Origin of the sequence: Hominiventricola filiformis (genome assembly GCF_020686965.1) — a bacterium.
GTDB classification, from domain to species: domain Bacteria; phylum Bacillota; class Clostridia; order Lachnospirales; family Lachnospiraceae; genus Hominiventricola; species Hominiventricola filiformis.
The window spans coordinates 53224-66556 of record NZ_JAJEPS010000002.1 but is presented as its reverse complement, the minus strand read 5'-3'; the positions used below and the strand labels follow the sequence as shown (position 1 = coordinate 66556).

Annotated in this window: 11 protein-coding genes; 8 read left to right on the top strand and 3 right to left on the bottom strand. The window is 43.3% G+C overall.

Annotated elements, in window-relative coordinates:
• The first annotated feature begins 38 nt into the window (after positions 1-38).
• Positions 39-971 (top strand): AEC family transporter, encoded by a 933-nt coding sequence (locus tag LKD36_RS03085; RefSeq protein WP_308458632.1) that lies wholly within the window; start codon positions 39-41, stop codon positions 969-971.
• A 69-nt stretch (positions 972-1040) separates the two neighbouring features.
• On the opposite strand, the gene LKD36_RS03080 is transcribed toward LKD36_RS03085, so the two are convergent.
• The 3 genes from LKD36_RS03080 to LKD36_RS03070 are packed head-to-tail and all read right to left on the bottom strand — an operon-like array spanning position 1041 to position 3626.
• Positions 1041-2216, bottom strand: coding sequence for a M20 metallopeptidase family protein (locus LKD36_RS03080; protein WP_308458842.1), 1176 nt, complete (start codon positions 2214-2216; stop codon positions 1041-1043).
• Positions 2217-2218: 2 nt separating this feature from the next.
• Positions 2219-2905: a hypothetical protein gene (locus LKD36_RS03075; RefSeq protein ID WP_308458631.1), complete on the bottom strand. Its 687-nt coding sequence runs from the start codon at positions 2903-2905 to the stop codon at positions 2219-2221.
• 13 nt (positions 2906-2918) lie between these two features.
• Positions 2919-3626 carry a DUF5058 family protein gene (locus LKD36_RS03070; protein ID WP_118770132.1) on the bottom strand — a complete coding sequence of 236 codons (708 nt, stop codon included), beginning with the start codon at positions 3624-3626 and terminating at the stop codon, positions 2919-2921.
• Between the two features lie 188 nt (positions 3627-3814).
• Between LKD36_RS03070 and LKD36_RS03065 the strand changes: the two genes are divergently transcribed.
• The 7 genes from LKD36_RS03065 (at position 3815) to LKD36_RS03035 (ending at position 13327) form a co-directional block, all read left to right on the top strand.
• Complete coding sequence (locus LKD36_RS03065) at positions 3815-5434, top strand: PucR family transcriptional regulator (RefSeq protein WP_308458630.1); 1620 nt, start codon at positions 3815-3817, stop codon at positions 5432-5434.
• Between the two features lie 112 nt (positions 5435-5546).
• A complete protein-coding gene (locus LKD36_RS03060; protein WP_308458629.1) occupies positions 5547-6827 on the top strand; it encodes a 2-hydroxyacyl-CoA dehydratase subunit D in 1281 nt (426 codons plus the stop codon).
• The gene (locus LKD36_RS03055; RefSeq protein WP_308458628.1) at positions 6824-8527 is read left to right on the top strand and encodes an acyl-CoA dehydratase activase; all 1704 of its coding nucleotides are present in this window, start codon (positions 6824-6826) and stop codon (positions 8525-8527) included. Before LKD36_RS03060 ends, LKD36_RS03055 begins: the two co-directional genes overlap by 4 nt.
• 683 nt (positions 8528-9210) lie before the next feature.
• The gene (locus LKD36_RS03050) at positions 9211-9498 is read left to right on the top strand and encodes a WYL domain-containing protein (RefSeq protein WP_408610905.1); all 288 of its coding nucleotides are present in this window, start codon (positions 9211-9213) and stop codon (positions 9496-9498) included.
• A gap of 9 nt (positions 9499-9507) precedes the next feature.
• A complete protein-coding gene (locus LKD36_RS03045) occupies positions 9508-10746 on the top strand; it encodes a WYL domain-containing protein (RefSeq protein WP_308458626.1) in 1239 nt (412 codons plus the stop codon).
• Positions 10747-11658 carry a WYL domain-containing protein gene (locus tag LKD36_RS03040; protein ID WP_308458625.1) on the top strand — a complete coding sequence of 304 codons (912 nt, stop codon included), beginning with the start codon at positions 10747-10749 and terminating at the stop codon, positions 11656-11658.
• Between the two features lie 202 nt (positions 11659-11860).
• A complete protein-coding gene (locus LKD36_RS03035; protein ID WP_308458624.1) occupies positions 11861-13327 on the top strand; it encodes a DUF2828 family protein in 1467 nt (488 codons plus the stop codon).
• Positions 13328-13333 lie beyond the last annotated feature (6 nt).

The window sequence follows — 13333 nt, the reverse complement described above, 5'->3', positions numbered from 1 at the left end:
AAACTGAGAGAGACATCATAAGAAAGAAGGAACAGAATATGCAGATCAGTTTACTATTAATGGAAGAAATTATAAAGCTTTTTGTGATCATGTTTATGGGGTATGCCGTGGTGAAAGCGGGACTGATGAAATCTTCGGAAAGCAAAAGCGTATCCGTAATTCTCGTCTATCTGGTCATTCCATGTGTAATTATCAAAGCATTTCAGGTGGATTATACACCAGATGTACAAAAAGGTCTATTTCTAGCCATTGCTGCAGCGGTTGCTGTTCACATTTTATTTTTGCTGATCACCATACCACTGAAGAAAATATTCCAGATGGATGTGATAGAACAAGCTACCAGCATTTATTCAAATGCCGGAATTCTGGTCATCCCGCTGGTGCAGGAATTATTAGGTCAGGATTATGTGATTTATTCCAGTGCTTATATTGCAGTGCAGTTGATTTTGCTGTGGACGCAGGGAAAAAATATGCTGTGTGAAGAGGAAAAGCTGGAATGGAAAAAAATATTTCTGAATGTCAATATTATCTCTATCATTGCAGGAATTGTACTGTTTCTGTTCCGTATCAAACTTCCGGCTGGAGTTCAGGATGTACTTGGTATGATGAATAATATGATAGGGCCTCTTGGAATGCTGCTTGCAGGAATGGCTATTGCAGAAGTGCCGTTAAAGTCGATATTTACAAAAAAAAGAAATTATCTGTCGGTTGCGTTGCGGCTGCTCTTGTATCCGGTACTTGGATTATTTCTGATGAAAGCAATTCAGATTGTTGTGAATCTGGAAAATTCCAGCCAGATTCTTTTGACAGTATATCTTGCCTGTGTAACACCGGCCTGTGCGTCTGTGACTTCTATGGCACAACTCTATGATAAAGATGCCGCATATGCCAGTTCGTTGTATGTGCTGACAACATTATTGTCGATTGTGACTATGCCGGTGATGGTGTATTTGTATGAGATGATGATGTGAGGAAATGATTAATGGAAATGCGGCAGCATAAAACGGGCGCCCCAATCAGGGCGCCCATTCCTTTTTCTACTATTTCAAAAATTCTTCTACAACGGCCACGAATACAGCGGCACCTTCCCAGAGGACATCTTCATCCACATTGAATTTTGGATTATGATGAGCCACATCTGTTCCTTTGGCCGGGTTAGAGGAGCTTAAGAACATGAAAGCACCCGGCAGTTCTTCCAGATAGTAGGCGAAATCTTCGCCGCCCATGTTCGGAGCCGGAAGTTCAGTGATCACGTTATCTTCACCGAGGACTTTCTTTGCAGCTTTTGCAGCCAGAGCAGCCATATTGTTATCGTTAATAACGGGCGGTGCTCCCCAGATCATTTCATAATCGACGCTGCCGCCGAAGACAGCTGCAGTTGCCTGGGAGATTTCACCGATGCGTTTTGCAGCAAACTGGCGAACTTCCTCTTCCAGAGTACGGATAGTTCCCTCGATGACAACCTCGTCTGGGATGATATTGTACTGGCTGCCTCCCTGAATCTTACCGATGGTGAGTACCAATGGTTTGGTAGCATTTAACTCTCTGGTGGTGATGGCCTGAAGTGCAAGCACAATATGAGCTGCAATATTTACCGGGTCAATGCCCTTTTCAGGAGCGGAGCCATGGACGCCTTTTCCCTTTACTTTAATAACAAATTTGTCAAAGGCGGCCATACAGCAGCCGGATGGAATAATAAAGGTTCCGGCGGGAATCGCTTTGTCAACAAGAGTTCCGATATGTGTGCCGAAAACTGCATCAGCGTCTTTGACTGCACCATTTTCAATCATGATTTCCGCACCGCGGGACTGCTCCTCAGAAGTCTGGAATAACAGACGTACCGTACCGGCGATTTCCTGACGGTGTGCCCAGAGTACTTTTCCGGTTGCCAGAAGCATGGCAGTATGGGTATCATGGCCGCAGGCATGCATACAGCCCTCATGTCTGGAAGAGAAGGGAAGACCGGTTGCTTCCGTGACCGGAAGTGCATCCATATCCGCTCTTAAACAGACAGTTTTACCGGCTTTGTCGCCCTCGATGGTAGCGATAATACTGCTGTCCTTTTCGGAACATACATAAGGAATGCCGATTTTGTCCAGTTCTGCGGTGACATAAGCCTGTGTCTCCGGCAGATCAAATCCTACTTCAGGAATCTGATGAAGATCCCTTCTTAAACCTACGATATACTCCTGTAAATCTTTACATTCTTCCCACATCATTATGCATTCTCCTCACTATTATTTTCTTTTTTCTGATCGCTGTTATAAAACAGACGGGCAATTCCAAGTGTACCGAATACGGCACATACGATGATCATCCATGCCGGAACCGGAATGAATAATTTCAGAACTGTAGGAATTAAGAGACCAAATACAGCAATCTTTGGATATTTGACTGCAAAGTTTCCAAAGGTTCCGCCAAAGATGGCTGCGGCTGCATAATTCTTCAAGGCAGCATCCAGAAAAGCCGGAAGGATTGCTACTACTGCGGAACCAACTAAAACGGCGCTGGTGGTAGCAATCAGGTTGGTAATAATGGAACCGCAGATAGCCATGGTGGACACAACCTCTGCCTGTATGGTTCCGCTTTCGCTCTCGGTGACATCCAGTGCCAGAGCAGCACAGGGAACACGCATGTTTCCGATATTACCGGACAGGAAGCCAAGATAAGTACCGCTCATACCGAGGGCTGCGTAATAGGAAATCGGCTCTACGATGTAAAAAGCACCAAAGGACAGAGCGGTAAGAGCCCAGGCTGATAATACAACTTCCAGACTTGGCCAGCAGTTATAGCGGCTGCACAGATAGAGAACCGGAATAAAAGCGGTGAAGGCAGCCAGAATACAGGTTGGTGCACCGATGCGGATGCTGTTTCGTTTCCATTCAGTCATATATTTATTTTCCATAAGTATGTTCCTCCTATGCAATTGACAGATCATAGATGACTGCAAAGACCATACCAATGATCATTGCAATACCCAGAGAATATTCTGCTAATTTCGGATATTTTGGTACAACGAATTTCATAAGTGCCACCATACCAAGTGCACCTGCCAGACAGGCAATGGTATTTCCCCATCCTTTTTTGATCTCGTTTGCATTCAGGTAACCGAAGATACCAAGGGAACAGGCACCGGATAAAACTGCCAGCCATTTGGTATCACCACCGCTTAACTTGCCTCTCAGCTTTTCCAGTGCCGGTGTTACCGTGCCGCTGACTAAGAGCCATCCTGCACCGTTCAATGCCATTGCGAACCAGGACACTGCCATAACCGTGAGAGTATAACCCTGACCGCCGAATTCCACACCTGCCGCCTGTGCACCCATAGAAGCTGCGGATAGCTCCGTTGCAGCAGCACCGATAATGGAGAGACGAAGCCATGCCATAGGTCCACCGATGGAAGCCATGAGGCCTACCATTACGATAAATACACCACAGGCAGGCCCGATTGCTGAGATGAGACCAATCTTAAAAGCCTTATTTGCCAGTCCTTTTTCCAGATTTACCTCTACGGCCGCTTTTTTTGCCTGCCGCATAAATAACAATGCCTGCGCCAGAGAAATCAGAACCGTAATTCCGCATAATCCCCAGAACACGGGTGAATTTGCAATTGTTAAGTAATCCATAACACTCCTCCTTGGTAGTTCGTTCAATTTGTTTGTTGGAGACATTATAACATTTAAAAAACTGTATTTCATTGTCTCTGAAAGCCAATAATTCAAAAAGATAGTTGTTATTTGTTTCTTGTATTGTGTATAATGGATAGTAATAGAGGATAAATATTTGTACTATGAGAACAATGAGGTGAATGACCATGACCATATCTGATTTTTTGAATCTGCCGAATTTTTCTGATCTGAATCTGCTGGCCGGTGAAAATGGACTTGACAGAGAACTGACCAATGTAACGGTTGTTGACACGCCGGATGGAACCAACTGGCTGAATGGCGGTGAATTTGTCATTACGACAGCCTATATGCTCCATGAAGAGAAGGATCTCCTGGAATTTCTGCAGGTTCTTCATGAAAAACAGGCGGCAGGTGTGGGGATCAAAGAAAACCGGTACATCACCACGATCCCGGAGGCAGCTCTGAAAATGGCCGATGAGCTGAATCTGCCATTGATTTCCGTCCCGGAAGCCTATCCATTTGTGGATATTATCAATCCGGTACTGACCCAGATCATCAGTCGTCAGTCTTTGCTTTTGACTCAGGCAAATAAGATTCACAAAGAATTTCTGGGATTAGCCATAAATAATAACAGCGTTCCGGAGATCCTGAAGACGCTGAGCAGCATTATCCGAATTCCCTGCGCGTTCATAGATACTCATTTCCGAAATATCTTTTTTTCAGATGAATCATCTTCCCTGATGCAGAAGCTTCAGGATGCAGATATGGAAAGCATTACCAGTGAATTTCTGGAACAGTACGACTATTATACAGTGGCGAATAAGAATGAGCAGTTTGGTTTCCTTCTATTTGAAAAGGGATGCCTGCAGATGCAGGAAAATGGAAATATGCAAACGGCACTGGAATATGCCAGCATTGTCCTGATCCTTCACATTCAGGTACAGATTGCCAACCAGCAGATGGCGGAGAAATATAAGGCATCTTTTCTGGAAGATCTTTTGACCAATAATGTAAAGACGGATGTGGAGATCCACAATCGTGCAAGACTTTATGGCTGGGATTTTACGAATGGTGGTCTGGCCGCGGTCGTAGACATTAATAACATTAAGAAATATTTCACCGATCACCTGGATTCCAACACCAACCGCATGTTGGAAGAAGCGACGGAAATCATTTTCCGCCATTCTATTCAGGAAATGCATCAGATGTTCCCCCAGTCCAAATATTTTCGACAGAGTGACCTGATCGTATTTATCATCTCTATGCCGGAGGACAGCAGGGAAGGGCTGCCGGAACAGCTGGAGCAGACCTTCAGGCGCCTGCAGAGCCGCCTGAAAATGGTCAGCCCATTTACCATTACGCTTGGTATCGGACAATATTATGAAAATATTCGTGATATTTCCAAAAGTTACTCCGAAGCCAGAGTTGCCATCAATCTGGGATATTCTCTCCAATGGTTTGACCGGATTCTCTTCTATAACCGGCTGGGTCTTTACCGGCTTCTGGCTCCGGTTATGAACAGTCCGGAATCAGAGGAACTGTGTATACAATATATTCAGCCGCTGGAGGATTACGATCGGAAATATCACGGAGAACTTCTGCCCACCCTGCAGGAAATCCTGCAGAATGGCTGGAATCTGAAAGAATCCGCTGCAGGACTTTATATTCACTATAATTCCATCAAATATCGATACTCCAAGATCTGTAAAGTACTGAATCTGGATCTGGCGGATCATAATAACCGGTCGCTTGTGGAAATTGCGATGAAGCTGTATCTGCTGAAGCATAAGCCGGAGAGTAACTGAAAAAGGATGCTTGCAAATTAAAAAATGCAAGCGTATAATTTCATCTGGGGATAGCATTCACTTTAGAGGGGAATGCTATTTCTTTTTTGTTATGATTATGGAGGTTATGAGAATGAGCATTACAGACAAATTTGGATCAGCAGTGGGCAATATGTCTCTGGAAAACTCGGAAAAAGCTCGAAAGCTTCTTCTGACAGGATACAGGCTGCAGGAAAAGCGGTTGTTAATCTTCCCGGACAGGGGACTTCCCGCATCAGGACAGTATGCGGCAAGACTGGTTATGCAGAGAATTATCCAAGCACTGGAAAAGCCGGAAAGTGCTGCTATGGTAAGTATTTTTGTGCCGGGTGAACTTCTGACGGCAGCAGGTCTGACTCCCTATTCGGTGGAAGCCTTGTCCTGTTTTATGGCGGGAACCAAATGTGAGCAGACATTTTTAAGAAAGACGGAAGAAGAAGGATTTCCGGAGACTATGTGCTCTTACCACAGAGTATTTCTGGGGGCTGCGCTGACAGGATTGCTGCCAAAGCCCAAATGCATGGTCTATACCAACCTGGCCTGTGATGGAAATATGATGACATTTCCATATTTGAAAGAAACTTATGACATTCCGGGATTTTATATTGATGTTCCCTATGAGAAAAATAAGGACTCTGTTGTCTATGTGGCGGAGCAGCTGCGGGAACTGAAGCATTTTCTGGAAGAAGTTACCGGAAAGAACATTTCCGAGGAGGCTGTCCAGCAGGCAGTTGCCAACAGCCGGAAAGCATCTTCCAATTATCAGCAGCAGTTGACGTTGCGGAAAGATCACGATCCGGTTACCACGATTACCAATGAGCTGTATGCGATTTTCATGTGCCATCTTCTGGCAGGGTCAGAAGCCTCTGTCAAATATACGGAAATGCTGTTAAACGATGTGAAAAAAGCGCCAAAGGGCGAAGGACTGCATGTGATCTGGATGCACATCATGCCATTTCTACAGGCCCCGGTAAAAGAGATCTTTAATTACAGCACGAAAATGCATATCCGCGCCTGTGATTTCGTGGCGGATGGATTTCAGGAGATGCATGAGGAAGATCCTTATGAGGCATTGGCGGAGAAGATGGTCTACAGCATTTATAATGGAAGCGTCAGCCAGAGAATTCAGGTAGCAGAGAAACTTGCCAGAGAAACCGAAGCCGACGGTGGCATCCTGTTCGCACACTGGGGATGCAAAGGAACTATCGGCGCATCCAGCCTGATCAAGAGTTCACTGGAAAAAGCAGGAATCCCGACCATGATTCTAGATGGTGACGGCTGCAATCCGGCCAATACCAGTGATGGACAGGTGTCCACCAGACTCCAGGCATTTGTGGAAATGCTGGAAGAAGGCAAGGAGGAGAAAGAGTTATGATACATTACGTCTGTAAATACACACCGGTAGAGCTGTTCAAAGGATTTGGCGAAGAATGTGCAGTCCTTGAGGAAATGCCGGAAAATTTTGAAATGTCCGATCAGATCGCCCATGCCAATCTGTGTGGATTTGGAAAATCCGTTATCCAGGCCGTGCTGGAAGGAAAAGCCGACGAGCTGGTCATGGTAAACTGCTGCGATTCCATGCGAAGAGTCTACGATATTGTGAAGAACACCGGGAAATGCAAATTCCTCTACATGCTGGATCTGCCTCATGAGGACAATGAGTGCGAAAAAGTAAAATTTGCCAGAGCAATCCGCAGACTGAAAGATGCTTATGCAGCATATTCCGGAAAAGATTTTAATAAGGAGGCATTTTTTCATTCCTTCCGGAAATACGAAGCGCAAAAGAAACCTTATATCGGAGTCATGGGAGTGCGTGTCAGCGGTTTGATGGAGCAGATGATCGAGGAAAATATCCGGATGGATGTGGAAAATTTCACCTGTACCTGCGGAAGAAAGCTTGCAGTAGTCCCGGAAGAAATGCAGAACCTGGACGAAGACGCCCTGTTTCTCGCCTATGCGGATGCCCTTCTCGGACAGATGCCCTGCTTCCGAATGAACAACAGCACCAGAAGAAGAGCACTGTATCTGGACCCAAACCTGAAGGGAATCATTTACCATACCATCAAATTCTGCGACTATTACGGATTTGAATATGCCAGCATTAAAAAGGAAATCAAAGTGCCGCTGCTCAAGATCGAAACAGATTTTACCAGTCAGAGTGCTGGGCAGCTACTCACTAGAATTCAGGCATTTTCAGAGACAGTAGAAGGATCGGAGAATGGAAATCCAGGAAAAGAAATCAGCGAGGAGGCAAGAGAGAAAATGAAGACAGGAGTTTATTATACAGCAGGAATTGACAGCGGGTCTACCAGTACAGACGTCGTGATTCTCGATCAGGACGGAAAGATCAAATCCACCATGATCATCCCCACCGGCGGCGGAGCTATGATGAGTGCGGAAAAGAGTCTGGATCTGGCAGTGGAAAAAGCAGGTATTCAGAAAGAAGAGATCGTCAGAATCGTCACCACCGGATACGGACGCGCCTATATCGACAGTGGCGATGACAGCGTCACAGAGATCACCTGTCATGCCAAAGGAGCTCACTACCTGAATCCCAATGTCCGTACTGTCATCGATATCGGTGGACAGGACATCAAAGCCATCAGCATTGACGAGAATGGCGCGGTGAAAAATTTCCTGATGAACGATAAATGTGCAGCCGGAACCGGTCGTTTTCTGGAAATGATGGCAAGAACCTTGGGACTTTCCCTGGAAGAAATGAGTACCAAAGGACTGGAATGGAAAGAAAATGTAGTCATTTCCAGCATGTGTACCGTCTTCGCCGAGTCAGAAGTGGTCTCTCTGGTGGCACAGAATAAAGAAGTGGCAGACATCATCCACGGCCTGAATGTGTCCGTCGCATCCAAAGTAGGCGCCCTCGCGGCCCGCCTCGGAAAAGATAACCCGGGCGAATATATGATGACCGGCGGCGTTGCCAAAAACCAGGGTATCATACAGGCACTGGAAGAAAAACTCGGCGCCAAACTCTATATCTGCGACGAAGCACAGCTCTGCGGAGCACTGGGAGCAGCGCTGTTTGCATATGAAGAGTGTAAAAATGAGCTGACAGATTAAATAAATGTGGAAGTGACAGTCTGTGAGCGGAACCGCTTGCACTTTAGTCAAGATCCAACGGTACTAACATTCGAACATCGTCTTCGACTCGTTCTCATGAAGTACCGGGACTGCGGACGTTCCTTTCACAGACAGTCACTTCCGCTTTCGTTATCTGTAAGTTTCAATAAGATACAAAAGGACGCTTGAAATGACAAGCGCCCTAGTGTATAATCAAATCAGAAAGTGAATCGGATGTGACTCCGATTTGCCCTCAGTAAAATTTGTATCAAATTTGAAATAGCATCTACTTGGGCGAGTGGGATGCTATTTCTTTTTGTCGAAATGATTGTCTATGTAAGACAGAGCCGCGAAAATTGCTAACAACAAAGTTAAGACTTCCATTGTGTTCATAGGGCATCACCCTCCTTTGGAACTAGAGGGCATCTGACATCGGAAAATCACATCCTGCTTTCTGAATGATTATACAAATAGTATAGCAAAAAACAAATATTAGTTCAATGGAAGAATTGGGTGACAATTTGCATGATATAGCAGATTATTTTTTGAAGAACTGTTATAATGTGAGCATAAATACATCCGAAAGAGGGGAGCCATCATGTCCAAAAGTTCCAATCAAAAATTAAAATTAAGTTATCTGACAAAAATCATGCTTGCCAAAACAAATCTTCAAAAATTTTGATATGGCAGCCTATGCGAAAGCAACGTTTGGCCTGTATCAGGGAAATAAAGAAAAAGTACATATTCAGTTTCCTAATAGTATGTGTGGTGTGTTTATCGATCGCTTTGGAAAAGATATTACCTTCCGACCGGTCAATGCAGAGTACAGCGAATGTGCGGTGGATGTCAATGTCAGTCCGCAGTTCTTCGGGTGGATATTCAGTCTTGGAAAAAATGTAAAAGTTACCAGACCGGTATCGGTGGTGGAACAGATGCGGAAAGCGGCAGAAGAGTTTGTGGAAAATTATTAAGGGGAATATATGGCATATAGTGAACTGGTGAAAAATTTTAATCGCATTCGTGATTATATGAGAGAATTTTATGTTTATGGATTCAAAAGCCGAGAAAAATACACCAGAAAAAGCGCGAGATCTTATGATGATGAAAAACGTAGATTGGAAAGCTGGCTCGGCAATTATATGAAGTTTCGGCAGACTGCGGAAGGAAAAAACGTTTTTATTTCGATAGACAGTCGTTTGTCCGGTCACAATCCTCTCTTTAAAGCATGGAAAGCAAAGAGTTTTACAGATGGAGATATTACGCTTCATTTTATTCTATTTGATATTCTGTCAAATCCTGACATCAGTATGTCACTGGGAGAAATTACCCGAGAGGTGGATGAGTATCTCTCACAGTTCTCAGAGCCAAGAATGTTTGATGAGTCGACAGTGCGGAAAAAACTCAAAGAATATGAAAAGGAAGGTCTTCTGACTACAGAGAGAAGAGGAAAAGCAATTTATTACAGGAGATCTGACAGCAGCATCAACGTGGATCCGGATCTGTTGGATTATTTTTCAGAAGTACTTCCATGCGGTGTGATCGGATCGTTTCTCCTTGATAAAATAGATGATCATGATAATCATTTTGCATTTAAGCATCATTACATAACAGGAACGATGGATAGTGAGATTTTGTACACCATTTTTTCTGCAATCAGTGAAAAACGTGGCATCACATTAAAAATGATAAGCAGAAACAGGGACCGTGACCTCAATATATATGTAATTCCTGTGAAAATCATGCTCAGTGTGCAGAGTGGAAGGCAATATCTTATGGCATATGAACCACAATTTAAAAGAATCCATGCATTCAGAGTGGATCATATGGTATCTGTAAACGTAGAAGAGATAAGTGAGCAGTTTGACACGGTACGAAGTAAATTTAACCATATGATTCCTCATATATGGGGCGTCAATACACAAAGCACTTCGGGTGCTCGAATGGAACATGTCGAGTTTACAATTCATTATGCGGATGATGAACAGCATATCAAAAATCGCCTGGAGCGGGAAAAACGATGTGGAACGGTTGTGCATCTGGATTCAAATACCAGTCACTTTTCTGCGGATGTATATGATTCAGCAGAGATGATTCCATGGATCAGAACTTTTATCTGCAGAATTACAGAGGTTCATTTTTCAAATCAAGAGTTAGAGAAACAGTTCAAAGCAGATTTAGAGGAAATGTATGCACTTTATGGAATCGGAGGTGATGAGTGATTGATTTTCAGTGAGTTCTATGGTGTTTATTACAATACAATTGCAGCAATACTTACGGAAGCGGTTGCACATCCCGTATTTGAGCAGGAGATGAAAAGAATCATACAGCAGTATGCATTTGAAGAGAGTAAAGTAACGATTCCGGATGCAATCAGGGATGAAAAATGGCAGTTGATAAAAAAAGATGGGACAACTCCTATAAAAAACAGACCATCCATGCCGCTATCAACCTTACAGAAAAGATGGCTAAAAGCAGTTTTCTGTGATCCGCGCGTCCGCTTATTTGGAGAAATGCAGTTTGATTTTCCAGATGTAGAACCGTTATTTCTTCCATCAGATGTGATTATATTTGATCAATATAATGATGGGGATCCTTATCAGGATCCCACATATATTGCAAATTTTCGTTTGATTCTGGATGCAATCAGAAAAAAATATTCTCTGGATATTGTGGTGCGAACCAGAAAAGGAAAAACGGCCAGATACGTGATGGCACCTCAGTATCTTGAGTATTCAGAGAAGGATGATAAATTCAGACTGATTGGAGCAGATGAACGTTTTGGGTGTACGATTAATCTGGGAAGAATCATGAGTTGTAAGCCTTGTGGTGAAACATTTGAGCCAGGGCAGGAAAAGCGAATTGTGCCAAAACCAAGAAGCGTGGTTTTTGAATTGACAGATCAGAGAAATGCACTGGAAAGAGTTCTTTTACATTTTGCACATTTTCAAAAGACAGCAGAGCAAATAGATGAAAGCCGGTATTCTGTAACGGTTTATTATGATAAAGAAGATGAGACGGAGCTTGTTATCAGGATACTTTCATTTGGCCCAATGATAAAAGTTACGGCGCCTCAGAGTTTTGTAGATCTTATAAAACAGAGATTGATCCATCAGAAAAGTTGTGAGCACTAAGTGTTCGCAACTTTTTTTCCGTGAAAAAAGAATAAAAAAAAGTAAAATAACAGTAAAGATGCTCACAGCAATGGAAAAAGAATACAATCGCTTATGTAGAAGAGCACCTGACTCAGACTCAGGCTGTTGCCCGGTGTGATCCCGGGTTTGTATTACGGAAAGCATCTTGTATCAAAGACAGCGTAGAAAAGGAGGAGTTCTGATGTTGGATTTGCTGAAACAGAAGGTGCGGATGACGGAGACAGAAAATGGTGCAGCTACATATGAAACCAGTGGATCGGAGTGTTTGGATCTGTTTGCGTCTATTGGTGCATTCAGACATGCAGGTGATGAAGAGATCATCAATTGCTTTATACGTGCATATACGGAAAATGCAGATCTGGCTATGAAGATCCTTTTCTATGCCAGAGACATAAGAGGAGGTCTGGGGGAACGCCATGTATTTCGCACCATCCTCTTATGGCTTGCGAAAAATGAAACAGAATCTGTGAAGAAAAATTTAACATATATTTCAGAATATGGCAGATTTGATGACTTGCTTACACTTCTGGATACTCCCTGTGAAAAAGAAATGTTAGATTTGCTTAAGTTGCAGTTTACGGAAGATTTGCACTGTGCATCAGCAGGAGAACATGTATCACTTCTGGCAAAATGGCTACCTTCTGTAAATACATCTAATAAGCAGGCGGTTCGAAATGCCAAAAGAATTGCACAAGCATTTGGCATGAATGATGCTGCATACCGGAAAAATGTAGTACTGCTCCGCTCCAAAATTCATATCATTGAGAATTATCTTCGCGAAAAGGACTATTCCTTTGATTATGAAAAACAGCCCTCCAGAGCAATGTATAAGTATAGAGATGCATTTGAACGAAATGATGAAGAACGGTACCATACATTTCTTTCACTGCTGTCTGAAGGAAAGGCAAAATTGCATGCAGATCATGTGTGTCCGTATGAGCTGGTGGAACCATATTTGAATGCAGATCTGAAAAATATTTCTGAAGCTGAGAAAAGAATATTGAATGCGACATGGGATTCGTTACCAGATTATGGAAACAATGAAGATGCCCTTGCTATAATTGATACTTCCGGATCAATGTACTGGTCTGGCAGACCACTGCCTGCTGCCGTGGCATTATCCCTTGGAATCTATTTGGCAGACCACAACAAAGGAAGATTCAGAAATCATTTTATTGAATTTTCAGCCCGGCCGCAGTTGATAGAAATGAAAGGGAAAACATTTGCAGACAAGCTTCGGTATATTATGACATTTAATGAAATTGCAGATACGAATCTGGAATCTGTATTTGATTTAATATTGCATACAGCTATGGAAAATCATATGTCACAGGAAGAAATGCCGTCTAAACTTGTTATTATTTCGGATATGGAATTTAATTGTTGTGTTGAAAATGCTTCTGAAACAAATTTTGAAAATGCAAGAAAAAAATATGAGGAGAATCACTACAGACTGCCACAAATTATATTCTGGAATGTCGCGGGCAGATATTGTCAGCAGCCTGTGACTATGAATGAGCAGGGAGTCGTGTTGATTTCAGGAGTAACACCAAAGCTGTTTCAGATGACAATGGGAGGACAGCTTTCGCCTTATACATATATGATGAAAATATTGGAAAGTGAGCGCTATGCGAAAATAACGGCATGACGTCAA

Bases quoted from the DNA above. Each gene is read 5' to 3' on its own strand.
- LKD36_RS03085 (WP_308458632.1), top strand. From the start codon at position 39: ATGCAGATCAGTTTACTATTAATGGAAGAAATTATAAAGCTTTTTGTG.
- LKD36_RS03080 (WP_308458842.1), bottom strand. From the start codon at position 2,216: ATGTGGGAAGAATGTAAAGATTTACAGGAGTATATCGTAGGTTTAAGA.
- LKD36_RS03075 (WP_308458631.1), bottom strand. From the start codon at position 2,905: ATGGAAAATAAATATATGACTGAATGGAAACGAAACAGCATCCGCATC.
- LKD36_RS03070 (WP_118770132.1), bottom strand. From the start codon at position 3,626: ATGGATTACTTAACAATTGCAAATTCACCCGTGTTCTGGGGATTATGC.
- LKD36_RS03065 (WP_308458630.1), top strand. From the start codon at position 3,815: ATGACCATATCTGATTTTTTGAATCTGCCGAATTTTTCTGATCTGAAT.
- LKD36_RS03060 (WP_308458629.1), top strand. From the start codon at position 5,547: ATGAGCATTACAGACAAATTTGGATCAGCAGTGGGCAATATGTCTCTG.
- LKD36_RS03055 (WP_308458628.1), top strand. From the start codon at position 6,824: ATGATACATTACGTCTGTAAATACACACCGGTAGAGCTGTTCAAAGGA.
- LKD36_RS03050 (WP_408610905.1), top strand. From the start codon at position 9,211: ATGGCAGCCTATGCGAAAGCAACGTTTGGCCTGTATCAGGGAAATAAA.
- LKD36_RS03045 (WP_308458626.1), top strand. From the start codon at position 9,508: ATGGCATATAGTGAACTGGTGAAAAATTTTAATCGCATTCGTGATTAT.
- LKD36_RS03035 (WP_308458624.1), top strand. From the start codon at position 11,861: ATGTTGGATTTGCTGAAACAGAAGGTGCGGATGACGGAGACAGAAAAT.